This window comes from Terriglobia bacterium, from assembly GCA_020072565.1.
Classification (GTDB): Bacteria; Acidobacteriota; UBA6911; order UBA6911; family UBA6911; genus JAFNAG01.
This window is the reverse complement of the sequence record JAIQGI010000038.1, coordinates 38,796-65,508: the sequence shown is the minus strand read 5'-3', so window position 1 is coordinate 65,508 and position 26,713 is coordinate 38,796. Positions and strand designations below refer to the sequence as shown.

Sequence of the window (26,713 nt, the reverse complement as noted above, 5' to 3'; positions counted from 1 at the left end):
GATGTATCGTCGTCAACTTCCCGAAGGAAAACTGCGGCGTAAAATCGAGCGTCTTGCCAACCGCCTCCTCAAGGTGACCGCCGAGCTCGAAGCACTCTTCCCAGCGGAAAAATGAGCAGAGATTGGCCGGTCAAGGCAACGGACAAGTCGAATTTGCCAAACGCGCGTGGAACAGACACTTTGTTTCCGGTTTGAGAAACACGGCGCCTGTCACCGAATTTCTCTTTTCATTTCGAGCAGCACGAGAATCAGCCGCCGGTCACGCGCGTTGACACAGGGGCGGTCGCAGGCTTCGAGATTTTCCAAGGACCGGCAGTGCTGATTGCACATCTCCGTGCCAAACAGGCTCGGCATGTTCGCCGACTGTTCGGAATCCGGGAGCATGTGCCGCAGCCTTTTGGCCAATACGGAAACTGAGCCGCCGCAGCGATGCTCGAAGACCAGGAGGTTGGCATCCGGCAAACCCGCGATCGCCTGAAAGCCAAGCAGGCGGACACCGCGGTCGAGAATAAAGTCGGGCCACTGGTTCCATAGCTGCCCGCAAGAACCGCATTGCTGGAACGCTTGGTTGGAGTTCTGGTCCGAAGCCTCGACGTTCATGGTCATCGGATCATACCCTAGCGGGGACGATGAGGCATATGACGAAGTGGAGCGCAAATCACCACCCGGAAAAGTGGATCCCTGCGGCGCATCGCGTTGAGGACGGAAATCTGATCCGAGGCTGCAGGTATTCGAAATCAATTTCACTTTCCGTTAGCTTCTTGACCGGTCCGAAAACTTCCAAGGTGCAGGTCTGGAGAGCCATTCCCGCAAGTCCTTGGTGCCGCTGAGAGAAAGGCCCGATCCCGCGCCCCGGGTCCCTGGTTCCATTTATGAATCGGCTTCAGTCCTGCAGCCCGATACCGATAAGCTTGACAGTCTGTCGGCTTTTGGTGTAATTCTGTCCTGGCCTTGCGTGATGGGCAGCCGACGGGCCGCCATCAGGCGATGCGGAGGGTACGATGGGCCCGACGCGAGAAAAGATCATCATCATCGATGATGATGCGGACTTCCGGACCTCGCTCACCGAGGTGCTCGAATCCGAGGGTTATACGGTCCTGGGTGCCGCGAGTGCCCGGGAGGGCTTGTCGAAGATAGTTAGCGACCCGCCTGATCTCATAATTTTGGACATTATCATGGAATATGATTCTGCAGGATACGAAGTGAATCAGGCGATCAAGTTTCGCGACGAGTACCTGGCGGAGCGGAACATACCTATCCTAATGGTGTCCTCGATTGAAATCGACCCCGCAACCCTCTACAGCCGGGCCACGGAAGTGCTTGCGATCACACCGGACGCTTATTTGACCAAACCGCTGAACATTCCGGTGTTCCTCGACCGGGTGCGGGATCTGCTGGCGGCACGCCAAAGGCAGGTACCCGCCCAAGGGCACTTACCGGCTTCCTGATCCTGATCGAACCGGTGCATGTTCCGGAGATCCCGGGCGAGCCGCACTCAGCGGGCGGCCACCGGGGCTGACCCCCTGACAGACCACATCCTTCCTCCCTCGGGTGCGGTGAGGGGAATCTAGCAACCTGAGGTTGGAGAATCTGTGGCTTCACCAAGTCCGATCAAGCCGAATCCTGCAGCAGAAAATCTGGTTCTCGTTATCGACGACGACGAGATCATGCGCCTCTCGTGCGAGCAGATTCTGAGGAAGGCCGGTTGCCGGGTTGAGACTTTCGGCAATGGGCACGACGGTATCCGGAGGCTGCAGGAGATCAGGCCTCCTCTGCTTGTCGTTGACATCAAGATGCCGGAGCTGAACGGTTTTGAGGTTATTAACATCGTCCGCAAGCTCGATCCCGACCTGGTAATTGTCGTGATCACCGGTTACGCCACCATCGAGACGGCAGTCGATGCCATGAAGGCAGGTGCATACGACTTCCTGCCCAAGCCTTTTACTCCAGGCGAGCTGCGCATGATCGTCAATCGCGGTCTGGAGCGATGGAGGCTGATCAAGGAAGCGCAGCGTCTGCGCCGTGAGAAGGAGGAGGTTGAGCACAGGATTATCACCCTCGTCTCTCATCAACTCAAGAGCCCGCTGGTTGCTGTCAAGCAGTACCTTGATGTTTTGCTCTTCTCCCTTCAGGGTCAACTTCCGGAAAAGGCCGTCGAATGGATCACTCGCTCCCAATTGCGGCTCGGGGAGATGCTGACGCTCATCCAGGACTGGTTGGCGCTGGCCAAAATCGACCGCGGCTGCTATTGCGATCGCGCCGCGACTACCAGCCTCTCCTCCATCGTGGATGACATCGTCAAAGATCAGCTCCATCTGCCGACTGCCGCCGCGGTGACCATCAGCGTCGATCTTCCACCCGACCTACCTCACGTGTGCGGCGATCCTGTCAGTATCAGCATGCTGGTGAGCAATCTGGTGGGAAATGCCATCAAGTACAACCGTCCGGGCGGTTCGGTCTCGATCCGCGCGTTTTCTCGCGAGCGACGGATCACACTGGAAGTGAAAGACACCGGCATCGGCATCCCCGAAGAATGCCTCCCTCTTCTTTTCCAGGAGTTCTACCGGGTCAGGACGGAACAAACAGCGGATATTCCGGGAACGGGACTCGGGTTGGTAATCTGTAACAGGATCGTCACCGAGCTGGGAGGATCCATCGAGGTAAGAAGTAGGGAAGGGCAAGGAACCACCTTCCTCGTCCAGATCCCTGTGGCAGAAACACAAGCAGAGCCCAAGCTGAAAGCTGCTTTGGATACCATACCAGGTGAAGCCAAATGAATGAATCAAAGATAGTGCTTATCGTCGACGACGACCGCGACTTCGTCGCTGCCATCGAGGCCTTGCTGCAATCCTCGGGGTATCAGGTCCGGACCGCGTTCAACGGTCGGGATGGTCTGCATCTGGCCAAGACGCTCAGGCCGGACTTGATCCTGCTCGATGTCATCATGACGGAAAGGACCGAGGGCTTCTTCATGCTGCAGGACGTCCGCCGGATTCCCGAGCTGAGCCAAACCCCGGTGATCGTGGTCTCGTCTATTTATGCGAATCAGCCGATCTTCCGAGTGAGTCCCGAAGCCGGCTGGCTTCCCGCTGACCTGTTTCTGCCCAAGCCGCTTGATCCGGAGCGTCTGCTGGCGGAGGTCCGACGGCTGACCAAGGGGGCGTGCGCCCCGGACCGCCACGTGGTCGGTGGAAGGAGAGAGTCATGAAAATATTGAAGATTCCGAAGCAAGACCTGGATCTCTTTGTGTCAGTCCTGCCGGCCTTCGGGGAGGTATATGCCCCGGTAAAGCGCGGGGCGGGCTATGCCTTCGATCGGGCGGCGCGCTGGTCCGATGTACAATTGAAGTACCCGCGCACTATTCTTCCCCCCAAGAAATTCCTGCTGCCTCCACGAGAGGCGACTTTCCTGTTCGATCCCAGGAAAGGCTACCGCGAGCTGTCGGTGGAGGCAGCAAAGCCGGTTGTGTTATTTGGAGTCCATGCGTATGACATTTTCGGTTTGAACATCCTCGACCGTGTGTTTGCTCAGGGCAGATACGTGGACCCTTACTATGTTGCCCGCAGGAAAAGCACCGCAATCATCGGGATAGATTTCGAGCCCGATGACAAGCATTTCGCTTATTCCATGAACGCTGATTTCGTCGAGAGCGGATTCGATCTCTTTCTCAGTGATATCGGGGCGGATTACCTGGTTCTGGTGGGGACGAGCCGGGGCGACGATATCGTGTTGATGAGCGGATCCCTGCTTCAGAAGCCCACCCAAGCGGACTTTGCCGAATACAAGCGGCGGTCAGGCATCCGGCGGTCAGCTTACAGGACCCGGCTTGAGCTCGGCGAGCTCCCTGAAATCCTGGAGATGGAGTACCACAGCAAGGTCTGGGAGGAGATGGGGGAGCGTTGTCTTTCCTGCGGGTCATGCAGTGCAGTTTGCCCGACGTGCTACTGCTTCGATGTAAACGATGAGGCCGAGCTGGGGGACAGGACAGGCAGCAGGATCCGATCGTGGGACTCGTGCCTGTTCAAAACCCACGCGCTGGTTGCCGGAGGAGAGAACTTCAGATCGTCTCGTGCGTCACGGATCAAATTCCGCTACTACCATAAGCAGCGTGGTTTTGTCGCCGAGTATGGCCGGCCGAGCTGTGTCGGCTGCGGCCGCTGTGCCGCATCCTGTCCGGCCAAGATCGATATCGTAACGGTCATTGAAACTATTCGAGGTGAGCGAGATGAATCCAGAAGCAGCGTTGCCCCAACGGCCTAACTACGTGGCCAACCCTTACCTGCCTCACCTGGCGCGGATCGTCCGGATTCATCGGATGGTGCCCGACAACTACTTGTTCCAGTTCCGCTTCGCCGACGATGCCGTTGCCGAACGCTGGGAGCACCGGCCAGGGCAGTTCGTCGAGGTCTCTGTAATCGGGACCGGTGAAGTGCCCATTTCAATCGCATCGGCACCCACGCGCAAGGGCATCCTTGAACTCTGTGTGCGCCGCGTCGGGAGGGTTACGTCATCCCTTTACCGCTTACCCACCAATACCATGGTCGGAATTCGAGGCCCCTACGGCAACGGCTTTCCGATCGAAGAGATGGAGGGTCATGACCTGCTCATCGTGGCCGGCGGGCTGGGAATGGCCCCCTTGCGCTCGCTCCTCTGGTATGCTCTGGACCACAGGGAAAGGTTTAGCAAGATCACCCTGATGTACGGCGCGCGTACTCCCGGGGAGATGCTCTTTCGCGAGGAGCTGCTTTCTCTTGCGGAGGTGGAGGATCTGACCACCTTGCTGACGGTGGACCGGGACCCGACCGGAAACTGGAAGCATCACGTCGGCTTGCTGCCAACCCTTTTTGAGAAGGTTCGGATCGATCCGATCCGGACCTATGCAGCGGTGGTCGGCCCGCCGGTTGTTTACAAGTTCGTGCTCGCGGAGCTGCTCAAGCTCAACTTTCACAAAGACCGCATCCTGATGAGTCTCGAGCGCCGGATGAAGTGCGGCGTGGGCAAGTGCGGTCACTGCAGCGTGGGCTACAAGTATACCTGCATCCACGGCCCGGTTTTCACCTATTGGGATGCGATCAACCTTCCGGAAATCGTATAGGGGTTAAATATGAAGCCCAAGATCGGCATTTTTGGACTAAGCGGCTGCTGGGGCGAGCAGATCGTAATTCTCAACTGTGAAGACCAGCTGCTGGACATCGTGGGTGCCACGGAGATCGTGGATTTCCTCGGCGGATCGTCCGTCAACGACAAGGAGAGCCCTCTTGCCGTCGCATTCGTGGAAGGCTCCGTGGCGAATGAGCGGGAAGAGAAGCAACTGAGCCGGATCCGTGAACGGGCCGGGCTGCTCGTTGCCTGCGGTACCTGCGCCTGCTTTGGCGGCATCGCCGCCATGGATGCAGAACTGCCCCGCGATCAGGTTATTGCCCAGGTATACGGCTCCGGCGGAACCGCATCCACCTGGGACATCCGGCCGCACCGTCCGCTTTCGGATTTCGTCAAGGTGGACGCCGCGATACCGGGTTGCCCCATGGAAAAGAACGATTTTTTGCGCGCAGCCGCCAGCCTTCTGAATGGCGACCTGCCGCAGCTGCCCGCTTACCCCGTCTGCCTCGAGTGCAAGATGATTGAAAACGACTGCCTGCTGATATCGCGGGGCTTGCCATGCGCGGGACCGGTGACGAACGCCGGCTGCGGCGCGCGCTGCCCGGCCTATAATATTGCGTGCATCGGCTGCCGCGGTCCCGTCGAGGAATCCAACATAAAGTCGCTCCAGAAGATCTTTATCGAGAAGGAGCTGCGCGCAGCGGAAATCCGACGCAAGCTCAGGACATTCGCGGCACCGGCACTGGATCGGAATGGGCAGGGAGGTTTGGCATGACACGTACTATCACCATTGATCACCTTGCGCGGGTTGAAGGGCATGGAGGCATCAAAGTTGTCCTCGATGGGGACCAGGTCGGCAAGATCGAGTTCGACGTCTTTGAGGGGATCCGACTGTTTGAGGGGCTTGTGCGCGGACGTAGTCTGGAGGACGTCACCAGCATCGTCTCGCGCATCTGCGCTATTTGCTCGCATGGCCACAGCATCACTTCGCTTCAGGCGCTCGAGGATGCGCTCGGGATTGTGGTATCCCCGCAAACGCGCAGGCTGCGCGATCTGGCTTACCAGGGCGCCAACATCGAGAGCCACGCGCTGCATGTGTTCGTCCTCGCACTTCCAGACCTGCTCGGGCACCCGAGTGTCATCAGCCTGGCAGGCGCCAACCCGGATGCAGTGGCGATGGCCTTGCGGCTTAAGAAGCTGGGAAACACCATCCAGGAAGTCATCGGCGGCCGAGCCGTCCATCCGGTCAATTACGTAATCGGCGGCTTCGGCAAGGCTCCCTCGACCGACGATCTGCTCACGCTCAAAAAGGAGATCACTGCCCGGCTCGCCGACTGCGAGCGCACCCTCGAAGTCCTCCGGGGGGTCGAAGTGCCGATCTTCGCGAGCGAACCGATCCGTTGCGCCGCCCTGGTGCCCGAAGATGAGGCATTCTTCTTCGGCAACAGCATTGAGCTCTCCGATGGCGGTGGTCCCAAGAGGATACCGGTCCGAGATTACCGCACCCTGACCAACGAGCACCTCGTGTCCTACTCTCATGCCAAGCGAAGTGCTCAGGACCATCGCTCATACATGGTCGGCGCACTGGCCCGGCTCACCGTTAACGGTGAGCGCATCGGAGGAATGGCGCGCAGGGCATGGGAAGAACTCCGACTGACCCTTCCCTCCACCAACATCCTCATGAACAACATCGCCCAGGCAGTGGAAATGATCTATTCCGTTGAACACGCTTTAAGCCTGGTCCAGGAACTGCTCGAGACGGGAATCACTCCGGAGTCACCTCCGCGCTATGGCGCCCGGGCCTGCCGGGGAACCGCTGCTACCGAAGTCCCCCGCGGCATCCTCTTTTATTCCTACGAGCTGGATGCCGAGGGACGCGTGGCGGCGGCGGATGTCATTACACCAACAGCGCAGAACTTGAACCATGTCGAGGATCAGCTGCGGGCGGCGGTGCGGCACGGGATTGGAGCGGGTATTCCGGACGGTGTGCTCGAGCAGCGGTTGGCCATCATCGCGCGCGCCTACGATCCCTGCATCAGCTGTTCCGTTCACCTGGTTCGAACCTGAAGCAGGGGAAGTGGAGGGAAGCAGGTCAGACGCCACGGCTTCACTTTTTCACGATCCCGGGAAATCAAAGCAGATGCTGACGGGAAAGTGAGGTCACGATGCAGGACCCCACACCCATATGATCAGTCCTCTGAGGAATGTCTCGCTGAGGGGGAAGATCACGATCAGCTTTGTGCTGATTGTTCTGTGCGGGACTGCGATCTCGACCTTCATCGGCTCTCGCATCATAACCAATGCGATGCTCAACGAGGCGCTCGAGCAGGTGCGGCACGGCCTGGAAGCGGCAAGGATGGCTTATGCCGCGCGCCTGGAGGGTGTTCGCAAGGCGATCACAGGCGCGGCAGCCGCGGAAAAACTGGCGGCAGCGCCCGACTCCCCGGACTTGCAGCGCATGCCGCAGATCCTGTCCACACTGCGCAAGGAAAATGATCTCGATTTCCTCGCCTTCGTCGACGCAAAGAGCGGCCGGGTCTTTCGCGGTTCGGAGGCGGGCGCCGTCTCGCCGCCGCGGAGTGCGCCGTCGTTCTCGGACTTGCTGGCGGGTGCCGGAGCGGGAAAGGTCATGGCAAGCACCGAGGTACTGGGCCGTGATGCGTTGCTCCAGGAAGACCCAACGCTAGCCGAACAGGCGCATTTCAAGATTGTCCCCGTGCCTATGACAACCCCGGATTCTCGCACCGACGTTGACTCGGGCCTGGTGCTCCTGGCTGCCGCGCCCGTAGCAACCGGATCCGGACTCAAAGGGGTGCTCTACGGCGGCATCCTGCTCAATCGCAACTTTGAGTTGGTGGATCAGATCAATCGCGCCATATTTGGCGGGGAACAGTCCGCGGGCCGCGAGATCGGGTCGGTCTCGATCTTCATGCAGGATGTCAGGGTGGCCACCACCGTGCTGACGGCGCCCAAGCAGCGCGCCGTCGGCACCCGCGTCTCAGCTGAGGTCGCGCGCACGGTGTTGAGCGGGGGCAGGCCCTGGATTGGCCGCGCTTACGTCGTCAATGATTGGCGTATCGCCGCGTATGAACCCATCCGCGACCACACTGGAGCCGTCATCGGCGTCCTCTATGTGGGCATGCAGGAGAAGCCGTTTCTGGCGGTCCGCACCGACATGATGCTCACATTCGTGATCGTGGCCGCGGTCGGTGTTCTCGTGGTATTGGGACTGACCTACCTTATCACCCGCAGCATGATTCAACCGCTCGAGGAAATCGTGGCGGCCAGCAACCGGATCGCCGACGGAGATCTCGACCACAGCGTCATCAACGTGCGCTCGCGCGATGAGATTGGCCGCCTCGCCGATCGTTTCAACAAGATGGTTGCCAGCATCAAGACTATGAAATACGAGCTGGAAGAGTGGGGACGCACTCTGGAGGAGAAGGTAAACAAGCGGACCGAGGAGCTGGTTGCGGTACAGAACCAGATGGCGCAGTCGGCAAAATTGGCCTCGCTCGGCAGGCTGGCGGCGGGGGTTGCACACGAGATCAACAACCCCCTGGGAGGGATACTGACATTCGGAATGCTGGCGCTCGAGGATTGCGATGACAAGAATCCCCTGCGCCCGAATCTCGAAATCGTCATCAAGCAGACCATGCGCTGTCGTGAGACCGTCAAGGGTCTGCTTGACTTCGCACGGCAATCGACGGCTGCTGCCTCGCCGACTGAGGTCAATCAGGTCGTCGACAAGACCCTCTTGTTGCTCCAGAATCAGTCGATATTCCAGAACGTGCGCACGGTGCGCGGATTCAACCCGGATTTGCCGCCAGTGCTCATCGATCCGGGGCAGTTGCAGCAGGTGGTGGTAAACATCGCATTGAACGCGGTCGATGCCATGGCGGAGGCTGGAACGCTCACGGTCGAAACGGATTTGGATCCGCAGGCGCAGGAGGTCGTCATCCGAATCAGCGATACCGGCAAGGGTATCCCCGCAGAGATTCTGCCTTTGATATTCGAACCGTTCTTCACTACCAAGAAGGTGGGCGAGGGAACCGGGCTCGGTCTCTCGATCGTCCACGGCATCGTTACCCGTGCCGGCGGAAGGGTGGAGGCTTCGAGCTCGTCGGCGGGAGCCACATTTACCATAAGGCTACCCGTCGCCCGCGAGATCAAGAATGGAGATGCAAGACAAGAGCATGAGGACGCTGGTGATCGGATTGGGCAACCCGCTGATGGGGGATGATGCTTTCGGATCGCGAGTGATCCAGCGTTTGCGCCGGGAGGCTTCGAATTCGCCGCTGCAAGCCGATCTGGTCGATGCCCATACCGATCTGCTGGGCCAGATCGACCAATTCCCGGCATACGAGCGCGTGGTGCTTGTGGATGCCATTCTCGATCCTGAACAAAAGGTAGGCAGCGCCGGTCAGGTCGTGCTTCTGGAAGAACAGACTATGCGGACATGGCCGGAGACCTCGTCCAGCGCACACCAGCTCGCGCCCATCCTCGCGGTAAGACTCTTCCGCCGCCTCCATCCGCATGCAGCTACGCAAATTCTCCTGGTGGGGCTGTGCACGGACAAGGCCGCTCGCGGATATGGAGCGGATGCGGGACCCGGCGCCTTGAGCGAGCAAGCGGTCGCCGCAGGCGCCGGAAAGGTGCGTGAACTGCTGTAATCCTCAGGAATGCAGTTGTGATCGTTGCAGCATGCCTGTGTCCGCCCTACGCGACCGCACGCTTCAAGATGCGGCTCGTCACGTCATAAAGCTCATCAGGGGTAAAGGGCTTCGCCACATAATCGCTGGCCCCCCGCTTGATCGCCTCCACGGCAGTGTCGATAGTGGCATAGCCTGTGACGATGACTACCCGCAGTTTGGGTTTGCGCTTTCTGATGTCGGAGATGAGTTCGAGGCCGTTGGCATCGGGAAGCCGCATGTCCAGGAGCACAAGATCGTAGGTTCGCTTCGCGATCAGGGAAAGGGCTTCCTGGCCCGAAAACGCCTCCTCCACCTTGTAGGCTTTGCGGGCAAGAGTCTTCCGGATGCTGTTGACCACGACAGGCTCGTCGTCCACAACCAGCACCTTGGGCGCTGCCGCGCCCTCGGATGCGGATCGCCAGAAGCCGACCACGGGCATGTCGGATCGGCCGAGCGCATTGACGTAGGCTTCGCCGGTCATCGAGGCAACCTCAGCGCGGGAGAAAGGCATGTCGACATCGATCGGATCATTCATCATGTACACGACCGTCGCCGACCTGGCTGCCTTCTTGCGCTCACTCACGATGATGGGACACTCCGCCTGTTTGCACATTCCCTGTTTCGCAAAGCGCTTGCAGGACCTCTCGCCGAGGGAGCAGTAGTCCACCGGCAAGGCGGCGCGACGCGGTTGATCGACCAGGGGTAGATCCGACCGCGTCAGGTGCTCCACGTAGCTCGCCGAAGTCGCTTGCGCCAACTCGCGGCGGTCAAAAGGCATATCCACGTCAAGGGAGCTTTCGGGAGGGAAACTGTCAGTGTCAGCTACCTCCGGAGCCGGCCCGGACAAAACCTCTTCGACGGCCTGCGCCAGTTCTTCCGGTGTGAATGGCTTTGGCAGGTAACCTAGGGCTCCGAGCTTTGTAGTTTCAACCGCCGAAGCGATAGAGGCATACCCTGTGATGATCAAGACCGGTGTCTTGGGCCATCTTTCCCTGGCGATCTTCAGAAGTTCGACACCACTCGTCTGGGGCATCATGAGATCGACAATGATCAAGTCGTAGGGCTCACCCTGCTCCAATAGATCCAGGGCAGATGATGCGCAGAGCGCCTCTGCGACCTTGTACCCCTTGCGCTCGAGGACCTTGGTCACACTTCGGCAGACGGCGGGTTCATCATCCACAACCAGGACTCGAGATTTATTGGCAAGAGAATTATCCGGTAGCATAATGACCTCCATTCCTTACTGATTTGGTTCCACTGCTTCTAACATTCTTCAACTGGGATTACAGCAAGAGGTGTGCCAGTCAGTGCCTTGCGGGATGAGGCACTGTAAGTGATTTATGTAATTGGACTTAATGAGAAGTCAAGTCAGGGCCAGGACGCCGCTCTAACTCCAGGTGTATATCGAAAATAGGCACTCGGGTGGTTGCCGCAGCCAGGGATCGGGCGCAAATACGGCAATATTTGATGAACAGGCATCCACAGGTATGTATGAGTCTCACATACAGTGTATTCAAAGTAAATACACCCAGGGGCAGGTGGGCTTGCCACCATCGGCGCCATTAAGATCAGATTCAAACGTCTAGTTTTCCCCACTGGCGCGAATCCCGTGCTTGCGCATGAGGGCTTGGAAATTTGGACGGGCGATGCCTACTTCCTGCGCGGCCCGGGTGACATTCCATTGATTCCTTTGGAGGGCGGCCAGGACAAAGTCACGTTCAAGCTCGGAAACCGCCTGTTCCTTGATCTTCTTTTTCAATGTCAGGAATTCCGCATTGCTGCGAGGCGTCGACAGGTCGGCAGTTTGCGCCTGCGAATGCGCAAACCGTGGAAAATTAGATGGTTGCAGCACATCATCCTCACAGGAAATTACGGCCCACTCGAGGGCGCTCTCAAGTTGGCGCACATTGCCGGGCCAGTTGTGCTCTATCAAGAGCTTTAGTGCCGGGTCTGAGATCGTGGTGATGTTTTTGCCGCTGCGTCCCCTGATTTTCAGTAGTAGGTAGCGCACAAGCAACGGGATGTCTTCCGGCCGATCCCGGAGGGGAGGAAGGTAGATCGGGAACACATGGAGCCGATAGTATAAGTCTTCCCTGAACGTTCCCTCGGAAACCATCCGGGTCAAATCTCGGTTTGTGGCAAAGACGAGACGAACGTCTACGCGCTTCGGCTCCGTGCCGCCGACAGGGAGGAATTCTCGTTCCTGGATGAAGCGCAGCAATCTGCCCTGGATCTCGGAATCGACGTTGCAGATTTCGTCCAAGAATACCGTCCCGTGGTCCGCTACTTCGAAAATGCCGCGTTTGGTGACGACAGCGCCGGTAAAGGCTCCCCTGACGTGGCCGAACAGCTCACTTTCGAGAAGGTTTGCAGAGAGTGTCCCACAGTCCACAGCGAAGAAACGCCGGTCCTGCCTGGGGCTCAGACTGTGAATGGCGCGGGCCACGAGTTCCTTGCCTGTCCCGCTTTCACCGATGATCAGGACCGTGCTCGAGGTGGGCGCGACTTTCCGGATCAGGCTGTAGACCTGCTGCATCTTTGGACTTCGGCCCACCATGCCGGAGAAGGTTTCGACGGGCTCCCCGCTGGCTGCCGCGCGGGCTTCGAGGATACGCTTCCGCTTCTCCCAGGCATGGGTGACCACAACGATCATCTCGGCCGGGGTAAAGGGCTTGGGGAGATAATCGAAGGCCCCGAGCTTCATGGTTTCGACCACGGAAGCCACGGAAGCATACCCAGTGATTACTATGGGCACGATGTCGGGAAAACGAGTCTGCAGGGCTTGAAGCAGCTCCATGCCCCCTACCTCGGCCATCTTCAGATCAGTGAAGACAAGGTCGAAGGGCTCGTGTTCCAACAGGGCGAGCGCCTCCTTGCCGGAAAGAACCGTTCTAACCTCGCAGCCGTGTCGGCGCAGGATTTTCTCGCAGGACTTGCACACGGACAGTTCATCGTCCGCCACCAGGACTCTGGGGCTGTCAGGATTGTTCATCTCCCTCCTTGCTGTTCACGGGAAGGCGAAGACTGATCGTGGTACCTTGGCCGGCAGCACTGGCAACTGTGATCGTGCCCCTATGGCGCTCCATAATGCCATAAGCAATGGCAAGACCCAGGCCTGTACCGCTCGCCTTGGTGGTAAAGAAGGGTTCGAAGAGCCTGGTCCTGACCGCTTCCGGAATGCCCGGTCCTGTGTCGGCGACACTCAGACATACCAGATTGGCGCCGCGATCCAGCCGCGAAATGACCCGGATCTCACCCCCGTTCGGCAAGGCTTCCGCGGCGTTTATGACGATATTCAGGACCACTTGCCGCATCTGGTCTTTGTCCACCATGATCGTGGGAAGATCGGCCTGCAATTCCGTCTGAAGCGTGATGTTGCTGAGCGAGGCCTGGTTCCTCACCAGGTTGAGTGCGTCCTCAACGATTTGGTTTATGTTGACTGCCTGCTTCAGGGGTTTGGTCTGCCTGGCAAAATCGAGCAATCCCTTCACGATCTTACGACAGCGCAGGGTCTCGTCGACGATGGTCTGCAAGTCATCACGCCTGGGGTCATCGGGAGCCAGATCCTGGAGCATGAGGCTGCTATTGGTAAGAACGCCGGTGAGCGGGTTGTTGATTTCATGGGCGACTCCGGCGGCGAGTTTCCCGATGGCGGCCAGCTTTTCGGCCTGGACCAACTGGCCTTGCATGGCCTTCACCTGAGCTGTTCGTTCCTCCACTTTGGTCTCCAGGCTTTCTGCCCATTGCCTCAGCTCCTGTGTCGCACGGGCAAGCTCGAGGGTCATCCGGTTGAAGCACTCGGCCAGATAGCCGGTCTCGTCGCTGGAGAGGACTTCGACCTTATGGGAGTAGTCACCCTCGGCCACTCGCCGGGCTGCTGCAGCCATGGCTTGAATAGGCTCAGAAATCCGCTGAGCCACCTTGATGCCCACAATGCTTACCAGTATCATGCCCAAGAGAGTGATGCCCAGAAACGTGAATAATGTCCGCCACAGGCTATCGCGATAAGGCTGCTCGAGCGTGCCGACGTAAAGCATGCCGATCGTTTTCCCCGCTATGTCCCGAATGGGCGCGTAAGCTGCGATGTACCAGTCGTTGACCACGAATGCACGGCCTCTCCAGGTTCGGTTGCGCTGAAGAACATCGTCAGCAACTTCGGCCGAGGCCCGGGTGGTTATCGCGCGCGTGCCGTCGGCATTCCTGACGTTGGTCGATATGCGTACATCATCCTGGAAGACGGTGGCTGTGCCCACCTCTCGATTTTTGTACGACTCCTGTCTGAACACGATACTTCGTATCTTGTCCACTACCTCATAGTTGCGATTGATGAGCGTACCCCCGTACAACACGCCCACGAAACGGCCGTCAGCCGTGGTCACCGGAGCCGCCGCCTTGAGCATCATTCCATCGGTTACCCTCTCCTTCCCGGGGGGGCCGGCTCTGGGTGTGAAGGTAATCTCCATGCTTGCCTGCTGTCTGAGATCCTGAGACTCGCGGGCAAGCTCGTCCGCGGCAACAATTACAACCCCCGAAAGGGGGGCCTTTTTCTTGTAAACGCCGCCTATCAACTCATCATCGATCTCGATGTCTCCCACCAGCGCGGGGTTGAGGGTGCGGTAAAAAACCTTGCCGGAAGTATCCAGCAGAGTCAGGACGTCGAGCCCTTCCGCTGCGCGCACTCGATTCATTTCTGGTCCCAGTCCGCCGGGATCATTACGGGCCAGGGCGCCGTAGATAACCATGCGCGTGGCATGGATTCGGATCGCATTTTCGAGCCTCTCGAGGTTATGCCGCCAAATCTCCATGGCGCCTTCGAGGTCCGAGTTTACCTGTGCCTGGGCCTGCGCGTAGATCTGCTGCTCGATTACTCTGATGCCCACCACCATCGTGATCAAAGAAGGAATAAGAATCGCTATAGAGAAACTTCTGATCAGCCTGCCCCGGATGGTCGATCTGCCCATGTTCCCCTTTCCTCGTCAATATCCGAAAATAGCCTGAGCGTAGACGGTTTTATGATTGCGCTTCCGATCGCCTGCACCTGTGCAGTAAAGATTTTCAAGAGAACTGTCTCAGACGCAACAATAGAACCGTGCCTGGATGGATTTCAATGGGTTTCACGTTCCAGTGTGGCGTCAGCGCAGTCAGCAGAAAGGGCTCAAGCCAGCTGCGGCGCGGATGCTACAGTCGACTCAGCAGTTGCGGCATCATGGTGATCCGGATCGGCAACAACGAGAAAGCGACCATAACCCTTGAGCTCCGGACTTTGCTTTCTGAACCAGTTCAGGCGCCCAAAATCAAGCGGGTTATATAGCCCAAAAAGTGAGTCATTTAGCCTTAATGTAGTGAATTGTTAATTTCATTAAATTTTTATATGTTTGCCTAGTTCGGTTGGCAGTGTTTATAAGTCTATCATTTAAAACGCTTTATTTCGTCATTTTCCGGAAGAAATGTCCTGTGCGGGAATTGCCCCATCTGGCAGGGTACGTGCTTTGATGTATGCTCATGGAGGCCATGACGAAGTCCGATGAGGCTCGCCGGCCTTCATGAAGTCGAGTGGGGCAACGGCATAATAATGATGGGATCCCCCGCTTGACCTCGTGCAATTACTCCCAGAACGAGCTAGCCGTTACTCTTGTATCATCCTTCCCGGCGATTGAGACGGATGAGTTTTATGTCGAGGTTTGAAACGGGAACGTTGCGGCATAAGTCACTTTCCAGCAATAGTTTAGCTCTTGTAGTAGTTTGGAAAGTCAGATCGACAGAGCTGCTATCCACTGCTGGGAAGACGGCCTATGAGGCAGGAGGGCATTCATGACTGGAGTGCATCAGACTGTTCTCTACGAACAGAGTATGGACCCGGGATTTCTGGATGAGGTCTACAACATTTACGGAGGTGAGAAGATAAAGGACTGCATCCAATGCGGCACGTGCAGTGGATCATGTCCGGTGTCCTGGGCCATGGAAGAGACACCACGGCAGATTTTCGCCATGGTCCGGGCGGGGATGCGTGATCGCATCTTGGATAGCCTCACCATATGGACTTGCGCATCATGCTATCAATGTGCGCACCGTTGCCCGCAACAGATCAAGATCACGGACATCATGTACATGCTCAAGCGCATGGCCATCCGTGAAAATCGGCAGCGGAGCAAGCGGGCTCGCGCTCTCTCGAGACACTTCGTCGACATCGTCAACAAGTATGGCCGCAACCGCGAGACGGCTCTGATGACGCGGTACATGCTGTCTACAAATCCACTGGGTGCAGTCGCAGCGGCGCCGATCGCCATACACCTCCGCATGCATGGACGTCTTCCCCTGGGGGGATCCCGGGTTCGTGACATGGATGGCCTTTGCAAGATTGTGGCGAAGGCGCAAGAACTGGGGGGTGAGTAATGCGCTATTCCTACTATCCAGGATGTTCGTTGGACGCAACTGCGCTACCGTACGGGGAATCGGTACATGCCGTTGCCTCATGTCTCGGGATCGATTTGGTTGAGATCGAGGACTGGAACTGCTGCGGCGCGACGGCGTACATGAACGTGAACGAGATTCTGTCTTTCTGCCTTAGCGCCCGCAACCTGGCCCAGGCCCATCGTAACGGAGATCCCATCGTCACGGCTTGCAGTGCTTGTTTCACCAACCTCCGCAAGACGGACGCGTACCTGGCGGAATCTCCCGATATCAAGAATAAGGTGGACCAGGCGCTCGGCGAGGCCGGATTGCGCTATGACGGGGGAGCTGTCATCAAGCACTTCCTGCAAGTGGTGGTCGAGGGCGCGGCGCTCGAGCGTGTGAAGGGTCTGGTGAAGCGTCCGCTCACGGGCTTACGGGTCGCCCCCTATTATGGGTGCCAGATCGCCAGGCCCTATGGCATTGAAGATGACACGGACAACCCCAAAATGCTGGACCGGCTTCTGGAGGCGCTTGGAGCTACACCGACCTACTTCCCGATGAAGACCATGTGTTGCGGCGGTTCACTGATGGGAACGCGCGAGGATGTGGCCCTGCGGTTGTGCCGCAATCTTCTGCTCTGCGCGCAGCAGGACAAGGCCGACTGTATCGCGGTTACTTGCCCTCTGTGCCAGATTAACCTCGATGCTTACCAAGCCCGCATCAACAAGTATTATAAGACGGATTTTCGCATTCCGATTGTGTACTTCACGCAACTGATGGGACTGGCATTCGCTCTGGAATCCAAACAGCTGGGACTGCAGCGCTGCATCGTGCCGGCAACCGATGTCGTGGCCCGATTTGCCGAGGAGGTCGTATGAGTGTCCGGATCGGCGTATACGTTTGTCACTGCGGCACCAATATCTCGGGCAAAGTAAACGTTCCGGAAGTGACCGCGTTTGCCGGCACGCTTCCGAATGTGGTCATAGCCCGGGAATACAAGTTCATGTGCTCCGATCCTGGCCAGCTCCTGATCCAGGACGATATCAAGAACGCCGGGCTGGATCGCATTGTCGTTGCCTCCTGTTCCCCGCTCATGCACGAACCGACTTTCCGGGGCGCCTGCGAGAGGGCGGATCTGAACCGCTACCTTTTCCAGATGGCGAATATCCGGGAGCATTGCTCGTGGGTTACGGTGGATCCCAACGCTGCGACCGAGAAGGCCAAGGCGCTCATCGCCGCGTCCGTCGCGAAGGCCACGTTTCTGGCCGAACTGCCCCGCAAGACGGTCCCTGTCAACAATGCCGCCCTCGTGGTGGGGGGTGGCATCGCCGGCATCCAGGCTGCATTGGATATCGCTGAGTCGGGGCGGACCGTCTACCTCGTCGAGAAGGAAGCTTCGATCGGCGGGCATATGGCGCAGTTCGACAAGACGTTTCCCACGCTGGACTGTGCTGCGTGCATCCTTACTCCCAAGATGGTGCAGGTGGGGAACCACGCCAACATCAAGCTGATGTCCTCCAGCGAAGTGGAAGAGGTCCGTGGCTTTGTCGGCAATTTCAAAGTGAAGCTGCGGCACAAGGCCACATACGTGGATCATGCCAAATGCACGGGATGCGGGCTCTGCTGGGAATCATGCCCCGCGAGGAAAATCCCTGCTGCGCGCGTGATACGTAAAGGCAAGCTGGTGATCGGGAACACTGCGGTCGGGGACGGCCCTCACGGCAGTGTACCTCCCGGCAAGGAATAGTGCTGGAATCCCGAGGATGACTGTCCCATGCCTACATTGGTGAACCTGAAGGCGGTGAGTCTGACTCAGATCCGCGACCTGCTGGGAGCGAAGGCGTTCTGTGGCGAAGACCTTTCCCCGCAGGTGGAGCACGTGGTCGCAGCGGACCTGATGAGCGACGTCCTCATCCAGAGCAAGCGGGGGATGCTACTTCTGACGAGCCTCGCCAGCCCCCAGGTGATAAGAACCGCTTTAGTGGCAGGCCTTTGCGGCGTGGTGTTTGTGCAAGGAAGAACACCGGATGAATCGGTTTTGGCGCTGGCCCGGGAGAGAAAAATCCCGCTGCTGGGAACGCCGCTCCCGATGTTCGAGGCGGTGGGGCTGCTTTACATGGCCATGTCCGGCAGGTAGGTCATGGATCCGCCGGAGGAACTCAAGAGTGTGTATCCAATCGCGGGCAGGGACTTCACCAACGCCGGCAGGATCTCGACGGCGATTATGGATATCTTAAAGCGCCTCGGCGCGGATCCAGAGGTTGTGCGCCGCGTCGCGATTGCCTCCTACGAGGCCGAAATGAACGTCGTCATGTATGCCCTGCGTGGGACGATATCGCTCAGGGTCAGCCCGCAGGCTGTAACCATCGAGGTCAAGGACGAGGGTCCCGGCATCGAGGACATCGATCTGGCAATGCAGGAGGGCTATTCGACCGCAACGCCCGAAATGCAAGAAATGGGATTCGGGGCCGGAATGGGACTGCCGAACATCAAAAAAATTGCGGATGAGTTCGAGATTACTTCGGAGGTTTCCAAGGGAACGCAGCTCTATATCCGTGTCAACCAGATTGCATAAGGAACCCGCGTGGCAGCTCAATATCACCACTCTCTACGCTTCGTGCCCGACAAATGCGATGGCTGCAGGTCGTGCATGCGTGCTTGCCCCACCGCGGCAGTGCGAGTTCGCAAGGGACGGGCGATGAAGCTCGACGACCGCTGCATCGACTGCGGAGAGTGCATCAAGGTGTGCGAGGCGGGCGCCATCGTACCTCTAACGGACCACATGGCTGACCTCTCCAAGTTCGATTACGCGGTGGCGATACCGTCGGCTGCCTTATATGCGCAATTCGATGAGGACCTGCCCCCTGGGATCGTCGTAGCGGCCTTGCAGCGCTGCGGATTCGATGACGTGGAACCCCTGTCTCCAGCCTGTGACGCGGTGAGTGTGGCTACCGAGATCTTCCTGAGCGAGTATCGGGGCCAGTCTCCGTTGATCTCGTCCTTCTGCCCCACAGTCGTGCGTCTGGTGCAGGTGAAGTACCCCGAATTCGTCGGGCAATTGCTGCCGATCTTGTCCCCGCGCGAGATCTCAGCCAGAGATGCAAAAGCGCGCAAGTCAGCGGAGACCGGGTTGGCTACAGACCGGATCGGCGCCGTCTACATCACTCCGTGTCCCGCCAAGATCGTAGCCATCCTTGAACACCCCGGCATGTCAAACTCATATTTGGACGCGGCGGTTTCCATCATCGACCTGTATCAAACTCTGGCTCCGGCTGTCTCCAAGGTTCGAGAGGCGGAGGTGAGGATGGATGCAGGAGAGACCGCATCCGGGGTGAGTTGGGCCTTTCTGGGTGGTTTGCCGAGGTCCGTGCCCGCAGAAAACACGCTGTCGGTGGCCGGGTTGCCCAATGTAATCCGGATACTCGACGATATCGTCAAGGGGAAACTCCGGAAGTACTCATTCATCGAATGTCACGCCTGCCCCGAGGGATGCGTGGGCGGTTGTCTCACGGTCGAGAATCCGTACGTGGCACGGGGGAAAATAGTCAAACTGAGGCAGAAACTCCCAGCAGGGCCGGTCGTGGAACGGAAGGAAGTGGCGCAGGACTACCGGGAGGGGAAATTTCTGATGGACGAGCCTTTTACCAGCCGGCCGCTCAGGCCGCTGGACGAGAATATCTCCGGGGCCATTGCCAAGATGAGGGAGCGTGACCAGCTCATCTCGGAACTGCCGGGTGTCGACTGCGGCGCCTGTGGCGCACCTTCGTGCCGGGCGTTTGCCGAAGACGTGGTCCTGGGAGAAGTAGAGCGGGAAGCATGTACCTTCTTCTGGCAGCGCGAGCTTGCGAGCCGGGTTGAGGACCTCGCCCGCCTGATCCAGCTTCAGCCATCCACGAAAGGAGTGCCACGGTGACCGTTGCGGAAGCCTCCGAGCAGATCCAGGGAACTGTAATCGCCTGCGCCGCATCCGCGATCGTGAGGGAAGTGCGCGGCGGATATGCGTCGGATCTGCTCTCGGACACGATGGGGAACAGTCGCCAGGGGGATCTGTGGGTGACGATGCAGAAACACGTGAACATCGTGGCGGTTGCTCAACTCAAGGGCTTGGCCGGCATCGTGGTGGTGAATGGCCGCCAGCCGGAAGAGGCTGCCGTGGCCAGGGCGGAAGAGGAACACATACCGATCATCGTCACCGAATTGCCGGCTTTTGATGTGGCTGGCATTCTTTATGACCGGGGCGTCAGGGGAAGGAGGTCGGCCTGAAGGTGTTTGTGATCGATCCTCACCTGCATAGTTGCCTCTCGCCCTGTGCGGTGCTCGACATGCACCCCGCGGGGTTGATTGATGCGGCCATCTGCGCCGGGCTGGACGCGGTAGCCGTCTGCGATCACAACTCGGCCGGGAATGTGGCGGCGGTGGAGAGGGCGGGGCATACCGCCGGCATGGCGGTGATCGCCGGCATTGAGATCACAACCGCGGAGGAGGCTCACATCCTCGGCTTGCTGCCCGGCAGCGAGGCAGCGCTGGCGCTGCAGTCAAGGATTTACAGGTCATTGCCCGGGCATAACGATGAACGAGCCTTCGGTCCCCAGGTAATTGCCAACGAGCATGCAGAGGTACTCGGCTTTGACGAACACCTCCTGTCCGGCGCGACGACACTCAGTGTGGACAGGGTCGTTACCGCAATCCACGATGTCGCGGGGCTCGCCGTTGCCTCCCATGTCGACCGGGAAAGAAACGGCATCATCGGCCAGCTCGGCATGATCCCAAAAGGCCTGGCGCTCGATGCTCTGGAAATCTCGTGCCGTACGGCTCTTCCGGCGGGTCGTGCGGCATTCGCACCGAAAGGTGAGTTCCCGATTGTCTGCGCTTCCGACGCGCACGAGCCCAAGGATGTAGGCAGGGCGGTGACATTCGTGCTGCTGGCGGAGCCGACGCTCGCCGAGTTGCGGCGCGCGTTTGTAGAGGAAGACGGCAGGGCGATTCTCGGAGGAGGAAGGCCGATGGAGGACCTCGCGTTGCACATCCTCGATATTGCACAAAACTCCATCGAGGCCGGAGCCACCGCGCTCGAAATAGACCTGCTGGAGTATCCGTCCTCGGACCAGCTGATTATTGAGGTGCGGGACAATGGACGCGGGATGGATGCGGCAGCAATCGCCAGGGCCACGGATCCGTTCTATACCACTCGCACGACGCGCAGAGTGGGATTGGGCCTCTCGCTGCTCAGTGAGGCCGCGCGCGCGGCGGGAGGCAGAATTGAGATTGAATCCAGACCAGGCGCCGGAAGTCGCGTCCGGGCCATCTTCCAGTACCACCACATCGACAGGGCGCCGGTAGGCGACCTGGAGACAACCCTCATGGTGCTGCTGGCCGGCCACCCTGATCTGGATATCCGCTTTAAGCATTGCGTGGGGAGCGAGGGCTTTGAGGTGAACACGCAGGTCCTCCGCTCCTCCAGTGCCTACCCGGCCTCACCGGATGGACTGGCCACGCTGCGTGAGTCCATACGTAAGGGCGAAGCCGGCCTGGGCAGGCCGGGCATTGCGCCCAAATTGCACTAGAGATTGTGGAGGCCGAACATGGTTGACGTTACTAGGGTTCGCGAGATCGTAGACCAGCACGGTGGCAAGAAGGGCCATATGATCGCAATCCTGCTCGACTGCCAGGAAGAGTATTGCTACCTTCCCAGAGAAGTCCTGGAGGAGTTGTCGATCCGGATCAGCACACCGCTGACGTCTATTCTCTCGATCGCAACATTTTTCCGGGCCTTCAGCCTGAAGCCCGTGGGTCGCTACCAGGTCCACGTCTGCATGGGCACCGCCTGCAACATCCAGGGCGGGCCCCAGCTGGTCGAGGCGCTCGAACGCGAACTGAAGATCAAGCGGGGCGAGACCACGCCTGACATGCAGTTTAGTCTCGACACGGTCAACTGCGTCGGTTGTTGTGGACTGGCTCCAGTGATGACCGTGGCGCACGACGTGCATGGCAAGCTGAAGCAAACTTCCGTTCCAAGAATAATCAAACGTTACCGGGCAAAGGAGGCGACACATGCCGAGACTGTCCATTGAAGACCTGAAGCGCATACGCGAAGAGGGGAAGCAGACTTTGACGCTGCGGTCCGGCACGGCGCGTGCCCGGGTGACCGTGCACATGGGCACCTGCGGCATCGCGGCCGGAGCGCGTGAAGTCATGGGAGCGCTGCTGAAGGAGATTGAAAACCTGAAGTTAACTGATGTCATCGTGACCACCTCGGGTTGCGCAGGGCTTTGCAGCCGTGAACCCATGGCTACCGTGGAGTTGACAGGCGCATCCCCTGTCAAATATGTGGAGCTAAAGCCCGACAAGATAGTGAGGGTGCTCAAAGAACACGTGATCGAGGGGAAAATCGTTACCGATTTCGCGCTTGCGAGCGGTTGTGAAACAACCGGCTAAGGGGCCGGCTGGGAGGCATAAAGACAATGGCATTTCGCACACATGTTCTAGTTTGCGCGGGGACAGGATGTGTTTCTGGCGACTCGTTTGCTACGGCTAAGGCCCTGGAGACCGAAGTGCAGAAGCAAGGTCTGGCAGGCGAGGTCCAGATAATTCGAACAGGTTGCCAGGGATTTTGCGCTCAAGGACCCATAGTGATCGTGCAACCGGACGGCGTCTTCTACTGCGGCGTCAATCAGAAGTCGGCTGCCCACCTGGTCCAGGAGCACCTCCTCAAGGGACGGCCGCTAAAGAACCTCATGTACTCGCCGCCGGCCGAGAAGAGCCCCATCCCCGCCCTGAAGGATATTCCCTTCTTCGCCAAGCAAAAGCTGGTCGTGCTCCGCAACCGCGGCATCATCGATCCCGAACGGATCAATGACTATATCGCCGTCGACGGATACATGGCCCTGGGGAAGGCTGTAACCGAGATGACGCCGGAGCAGATCATAGCCGAGATCAAGCGTTCGGGATTGCGAGGGCGCGGCGGCGGTGGATTCCCGGCCGGCATCAAGTGGGAGACCTGCCGCCATGCTGCCAAGGCGAGGGGGATCGAACCGGTCATAGTCTGCAACGCCGATGAGGGTGATCCCGGCGCCTTCATGGACCGAAGCATCATCGAGAGCGATCCGCATGCCGTGCTCGAAGGCATGGTCATCGGTGCGCGTGCCATCGGATGCAGGGAAGGCTTCATTTACATCAGGCACGAATACCCGCTCGCCCGTGAGCGCCTGCTCAAAGCAATCGAACAGGCGCAGGACTATGGATTTCTTGGCAAGGACATCCTGGGCACCGGAATGGATTTTGACATCGAGATCGTCCAGGGCGCCGGCGCCTTTGTCTGCGGCGAGTCCACCGCCTTGATGGCTTCGCTGGAGGGCAGGGTCGGCGAGCCCCGCGCCAAATACATCCATACCGTCGAGTACGGTTACCAGAACCGCCCCACCAACTTGAACAATGTGGAAACCTGGGCCAATGTGCCCCTCATCATCAACCGCGGCGCGCAGTGGTTCGCTTCCATGGGCACCGGCGAGGTGAGCGAGAACCCCTGGAACGGAAGCAGCGGGACCAAGGTCTTCTCGATGGTGGGCAAGGTCAACAACACGGGCTTGATTGAAGTCCCGATGGGGATCACGCTCCGCGAGATCGTATTCGACATCGGAGGAGGCATCCCGGCAGGGCGCAAGTTCAAAGCCGTCCAGACGGGAGGACCGTCGGGCGGTTGCCTGCCGGAAGAGCTCCTGGACATGCCCGTCGATTTCGACAGCCTGACCAGCGCCGGATCGATGATGGGCTCGGGAGGGATGATCGTAATGGACGATCAGACCTGCATGGTGGAAGTGGCTCGATACTTCATCTCCTTCCTCACCGAGGAGTCCTGTGGCAAATGTGTGCCGTGCCGCGAGGGGCTGAGAACCTCTTTGGATGCCCTGACCCGCATCACCCAGGGCAAGGGCAGCCCCGAGGACATCGACCTTCTCCGCGAAATCGGAGCAGTCATGCAGGATTGTTGCCTGTGCGCTCTCGGCACTTCGGCATCCAACCCGGTCCTGTCCACGATCCAGTACTTCAAGGATGAGTTTGACGCCCACATCAAGGATCACATATGCCCGGCGGGCGCCTGCAGAGATCTGATCGAATACGTCATTGACCCCGAAAAATGCGATGGTTGTCACGCCTGTGTCGCCGGTTGCTCGACCAAGGCGATCATGGGAGAGGTCAAGAAACTGCATATGCTCGACAAGACGATGTGCATCAAGTGCGGCGCCTGCGTCGAGGTGTGCAAGCGTGAAGCAATCCAGAAGGTTCCAAGGAGTCATGCAGCATGAAAACAATCAAGCTCAAGATCGACGGAATCGAGACGACAGCCGAAGACAGAACGCCGGTACTGGCAATCGCCGAGAAGCTGGGGATCAAAATTCCCACGCTTTGCCATCACCCGATCCTGGAGCCATACGGTGTTTGCCGCATCTGCACGGTTGAGGTGCGGTCGGGCAAACGGGTTCGCATGGTGACGGCCTGCAATTATCCGGCAACCAACGGCATTGAGGTGCTGACCAACTCCGACCGCGTGCGCAGGGATCGAAAGCTGATCATTGAATGGCTCATGTCGCGTTGCGGCCATGTCCCTGTCCTGGAGCAGCTCGCCAAGGACTACGGCATCGTCGAGCCGAGATTCGGCCGCGGGGACGACGACTGCATTCTTTGCGGGCTGTGTGTGCGCGTCTGCTCGGACGTCGTCGGGGCCAACGTGCTCGGCTTTTTCGGCAGGGGCACGACTCGTGAGGTCTCGACGGCCTATGGCGAGACCTCTCCCCAGTGCATCGCCTGCGGGGCATGTGCCTATGTCTGCCCGACCGGAGCCATACGCATCGAGAACGATTCCGAGTTGGTCCGTCAGGCCCTGCCGCTCGGCCCGCTGACACCAGTAGCCATCCCGTTCATGCAGGCGGTCCCGCACAAGCCCGTCATCGACCACGACTCGTGCATCCACTTCAAGACGGGGGAGTGCAAGGTGTGCGAGAAGGTGTGCGAGGTCAAGGCGATTGACCACCAGCAGACCGATCAGGTCGAGGAGATCGATGTCGGCGCCGTGATTCTGGCCACGGGCTTCAAGCCCTCTGATCCCAAAAGTATTCCCGAATACGGTTACGGGAGATTTAAGGATGTCCTCACCGGCTTGGAGTTTGAGAGGATGAACAGCGCCTCCGGCCCGACAGGCGGCAAAATACTGCTCGCGAACACCAAGGAACCCAAGCAGGTCGGCATCATCCACTGCGTCGGAAGCCGTGACGAGCGCCACAACAAGTATTGCTCCCGCGTTTGCTGCATGTATGCCCTGAAATTCGCGCACCTGATCAAAGAGAAGACCGGCGCCGAAGTCTACAACTTCTACATCGACATGCGCTGTTTCGGGAAGGGATATGAAGAGTTTTATCACCGGCTCCTGGAAGAGGGAGTGCGGTTCATCAGGGGACGCGCCGCCTCGGTCACCGATTTCCCATTGAACGAGAAGGAGGTTGGCAAGCTGGTAATCAGGGTCGAAGATACTCTCGTCGGCCAGGTTCGACGGATTCCCGTGGACATGGTCGTCCTGGCGACAGGCCTCAGTCCAGCCGACGATGCTGCCCAGCTGGCACGCACATTCCATATCAGCTGCGGCAACGGATTCTTCATGGAAAGGCATCCGAAACTGGCTCCGGTGTCGACCGCGACCGACGGGATCTTCATCGCAGGCGCATGCCAGGGCCCCAAGGACATCCCTGATACGGTAGCCCAAGCCTCGGCAGCAGCCTCTCTGGTTCAATCCCTGATGGCAAAGGGTGAGATCGAGGTTGAATCTGCAACCAGTGTCGTGGATGCGGAGAAGTGCGCCGGCTGTAGGATATGCAACACGCTTTGTTCGCTGTCGGCGATCAGCTTTGATGAGGAAAAGAAGATCTCCGTCATCAACGACGTTCTATGCAAAGGATGCGGAACGTGCGCGGCGGCTTGCCCGAGTGCTGCCATCACGGCAAGGCACTTTACCGATGAGCAGTTGTTTGCCGAGATAGAAGGAGTATTGTATGACGTTCGAGCCTAAGATCGTGGGAATCCTCTGCAACTGGTGTTCCTATACCGGTGCGGATCTTGCAGGAACCGCGCGTATCAAGTATGCCCCTAACGTGCGCGTGCTGCGCGTGATGTGCTCCGGCAGGGTAGATCCGACCTTCATCTTGAAGGCATTCGCGGACGGCGCTGACGGAGTCCTCGTGGCCGGCTGCCATCCGGGGGACTGCCACTACATCGAAGGAAACTATAAGACCATGCGCCGGATGGCGCTCTTTAAGAAAATGCTGGCCGATTACGGCATCGAACCGGGAAGGTTCCGGCTGGAATGGGTCTCGGCATCGGAGGGAGATCGGTGGGCCCAGGTCGTGAACCAGATCACCGAGGATGTGAGAAAACTTGGACCGGCACGTTTCAGGGCAGCACGTAAGAAAAAAATCCCTGCTTGAGCGTCCTGACGAAGCGAATTGGAGTGTTTTAAATCTTTGAAATTTGATACATAT

26 protein-coding genes are annotated in these 26,713 nt (G+C 58.8%); 22 read left to right on the top strand and 4 right to left on the bottom strand.

What is annotated here, in order from left to right; genetic code table 11:
• Nucleotides 1-210 precede the first annotated feature (210 nt).
• On the bottom strand, nt 211-606 hold the full coding sequence (locus LAP85_20805; GenBank protein MBZ5498844.1) for a hypothetical protein: 396 nt from the start codon (nt 604-606) through the stop codon (nt 211-213).
• A 395-nt stretch (nt 607-1,001) separates the two neighbouring features.
• On the opposite strand from LAP85_20805, the gene LAP85_20800 reads away from it, so the two are divergent.
• The 9 genes from LAP85_20800 (at nt 1,002) to LAP85_20760 (ending at nt 9,773) form a co-directional block, all read left to right on the top strand.
• Nucleotides 1,002-1,448 carry a response regulator gene (locus LAP85_20800; GenBank protein ID MBZ5498843.1) on the top strand — a complete coding sequence of 149 codons (447 nt, stop codon included), beginning with the start codon at nt 1,002-1,004 and terminating at the stop codon, nt 1,446-1,448.
• A gap of 144 nt (nt 1,449-1,592) precedes the next feature.
• Nucleotides 1,593-2,777 (top strand): hybrid sensor histidine kinase/response regulator, encoded by a 1,185-nt coding sequence (locus LAP85_20795; protein MBZ5498842.1) that lies wholly within the window; start codon nt 1,593-1,595, stop codon nt 2,775-2,777.
• Nucleotides 2,774-3,208 carry a response regulator gene (locus LAP85_20790; GenBank protein ID MBZ5498841.1) on the top strand — a complete coding sequence of 145 codons (435 nt, stop codon included), beginning with the start codon at nt 2,774-2,776 and terminating at the stop codon, nt 3,206-3,208. The genes LAP85_20795 and LAP85_20790 overlap by 4 nt, the downstream gene beginning before the upstream one ends.
• Nucleotides 3,205-4,260, top strand: coding sequence for a 4Fe-4S dicluster domain-containing protein (locus LAP85_20785; protein ID MBZ5498840.1), 1,056 nt, complete (start codon nt 3,205-3,207; stop codon nt 4,258-4,260). Before LAP85_20790 ends, LAP85_20785 begins: the two co-directional genes overlap by 4 nt.
• The gene (locus LAP85_20780; GenBank protein MBZ5498839.1) at nt 4,226-5,095 is read left to right on the top strand and encodes an FAD/NAD(P)-binding protein; all 870 of its coding nucleotides are present in this window, start codon (nt 4,226-4,228) and stop codon (nt 5,093-5,095) included. The genes LAP85_20785 and LAP85_20780 overlap by 35 nt, the downstream gene beginning before the upstream one ends.
• 9 nt (nt 5,096-5,104) lie before the next feature.
• Nucleotides 5,105-5,875 (top strand): NADH:ubiquinone oxidoreductase, encoded by a 771-nt coding sequence (locus LAP85_20775; GenBank protein MBZ5498838.1) that lies wholly within the window; start codon nt 5,105-5,107, stop codon nt 5,873-5,875.
• Entirely contained in the window at nt 5,872-7,167 is a 1,296-nt protein-coding gene (locus LAP85_20770) for a Ni/Fe hydrogenase subunit alpha (protein MBZ5498837.1), read from the top strand. Before LAP85_20775 ends, LAP85_20770 begins: the two co-directional genes overlap by 4 nt.
• Before the next feature lie 118 nt (nt 7,168-7,285).
• Nucleotides 7,286-9,343 (top strand): cache domain-containing protein, encoded by a 2,058-nt coding sequence (locus tag LAP85_20765; protein ID MBZ5498836.1) that lies wholly within the window; start codon nt 7,286-7,288, stop codon nt 9,341-9,343.
• A complete protein-coding gene (locus LAP85_20760; GenBank protein ID MBZ5498835.1) occupies nt 9,297-9,773 on the top strand; it encodes a hydrogenase maturation protease in 477 nt (158 codons plus the stop codon). The genes LAP85_20765 and LAP85_20760 overlap by 47 nt, the downstream gene beginning before the upstream one ends.
• 46 nt (nt 9,774-9,819) lie before the next feature.
• Here LAP85_20760 and LAP85_20755 read toward each other — a convergent pair whose 3' ends face one another.
• The 3 genes from LAP85_20755 to LAP85_20745 all read right to left on the bottom strand — a co-directional run bounded on the left by LAP85_20755 (nt 9,820) and on the right by LAP85_20745 (nt 14,755).
• Entirely contained in the window at nt 9,820-11,019 is a 1,200-nt protein-coding gene (locus LAP85_20755; GenBank protein MBZ5498834.1) for a response regulator, read from the bottom strand.
• 357 nt (nt 11,020-11,376) lie between these two features.
• Nucleotides 11,377-12,786 (bottom strand): sigma-54 dependent transcriptional regulator, encoded by a 1,410-nt coding sequence (locus LAP85_20750; GenBank protein ID MBZ5498833.1) that lies wholly within the window; start codon nt 12,784-12,786, stop codon nt 11,377-11,379.
• The gene (locus tag LAP85_20745) at nt 12,773-14,755 is read right to left on the bottom strand and encodes a cache domain-containing protein (GenBank protein ID MBZ5498832.1); all 1,983 of its coding nucleotides are present in this window, start codon (nt 14,753-14,755) and stop codon (nt 12,773-12,775) included. The genes LAP85_20750 and LAP85_20745 overlap by 14 nt, the downstream gene beginning before the upstream one ends.
• Before the next feature lie 850 nt (nt 14,756-15,605).
• Here LAP85_20745 and LAP85_20740 point away from each other — a divergent pair.
• From LAP85_20740 to LAP85_20680, 13 genes are all read left to right on the top strand, one after another.
• Nucleotides 15,606-16,187 carry a 4Fe-4S dicluster domain-containing protein gene (locus LAP85_20740; protein MBZ5498831.1) on the top strand — a complete coding sequence of 194 codons (582 nt, stop codon included), beginning with the start codon at nt 15,606-15,608 and terminating at the stop codon, nt 16,185-16,187.
• Nucleotides 16,187-17,065 (top strand): CoB--CoM heterodisulfide reductase iron-sulfur subunit B family protein, encoded by an 879-nt coding sequence (locus LAP85_20735; protein MBZ5498830.1) that lies wholly within the window; start codon nt 16,187-16,189, stop codon nt 17,063-17,065. The genes LAP85_20740 and LAP85_20735 overlap by 1 nt, the downstream gene beginning before the upstream one ends.
• Entirely contained in the window at nt 17,062-17,934 is an 873-nt protein-coding gene (locus LAP85_20730) for an FAD-dependent oxidoreductase (GenBank protein ID MBZ5498829.1), read from the top strand. The genes LAP85_20735 and LAP85_20730 overlap by 4 nt, the downstream gene beginning before the upstream one ends.
• 54 nt (nt 17,935-17,988) lie before the next feature.
• Entirely contained in the window at nt 17,989-18,324 is a 336-nt protein-coding gene (locus LAP85_20725; protein ID MBZ5498828.1) for a hypothetical protein, read from the top strand.
• A gap of 3 nt (nt 18,325-18,327) precedes the next feature.
• Nucleotides 18,328-18,762 (top strand): ATP-binding protein, encoded by a 435-nt coding sequence (locus tag LAP85_20720; protein MBZ5498827.1) that lies wholly within the window; start codon nt 18,328-18,330, stop codon nt 18,760-18,762.
• A gap of 75 nt (nt 18,763-18,837) precedes the next feature.
• A complete protein-coding gene (locus tag LAP85_20715) occupies nt 18,838-20,100 on the top strand; it encodes a 4Fe-4S binding protein (GenBank protein MBZ5498826.1) in 1,263 nt (420 codons plus the stop codon).
• A gap of 23 nt (nt 20,101-20,123) precedes the next feature.
• Nucleotides 20,124-20,450, top strand: a complete 327-nt coding sequence (locus LAP85_20710; GenBank protein ID MBZ5498825.1) for a serine kinase — start codon at nt 20,124-20,126, stop codon at nt 20,448-20,450.
• Between the two features lie 8 nt (nt 20,451-20,458).
• The gene (locus tag LAP85_20705) at nt 20,459-21,751 is read left to right on the top strand and encodes an ATP-binding protein (protein ID MBZ5498824.1); all 1,293 of its coding nucleotides are present in this window, start codon (nt 20,459-20,461) and stop codon (nt 21,749-21,751) included.
• Nucleotides 21,752-21,769: 18 nt separating this feature from the next.
• Nucleotides 21,770-22,258 (top strand): NAD(P)H-dependent oxidoreductase subunit E, encoded by a 489-nt coding sequence (locus LAP85_20700; protein MBZ5498823.1) that lies wholly within the window; start codon nt 21,770-21,772, stop codon nt 22,256-22,258.
• Nucleotides 22,239-22,622, top strand: coding sequence for a (2Fe-2S) ferredoxin domain-containing protein (locus LAP85_20695; GenBank protein ID MBZ5498822.1), 384 nt, complete (start codon nt 22,239-22,241; stop codon nt 22,620-22,622). The genes LAP85_20700 and LAP85_20695 overlap by 20 nt, the downstream gene beginning before the upstream one ends.
• Nucleotides 22,623-22,648: 26 nt before the next feature.
• Nucleotides 22,649-24,490: a 4Fe-4S binding protein gene (locus tag LAP85_20690; protein ID MBZ5498821.1), complete on the top strand. Its 1,842-nt coding sequence runs from the start codon at nt 22,649-22,651 to the stop codon at nt 24,488-24,490.
• A 179-nt stretch (nt 24,491-24,669) separates the two neighbouring features.
• Nucleotides 24,670-26,244: a 4Fe-4S dicluster domain-containing protein gene (locus tag LAP85_20685; GenBank protein ID MBZ5498820.1), complete on the top strand. Its 1,575-nt coding sequence runs from the start codon at nt 24,670-24,672 to the stop codon at nt 26,242-26,244.
• Nucleotides 26,228-26,659 (top strand): hydrogenase iron-sulfur subunit, encoded by a 432-nt coding sequence (locus LAP85_20680; protein MBZ5498819.1) that lies wholly within the window; start codon nt 26,228-26,230, stop codon nt 26,657-26,659. Before LAP85_20685 ends, LAP85_20680 begins: the two co-directional genes overlap by 17 nt.
• Nucleotides 26,660-26,713: the final 54 nt, after the last annotated feature.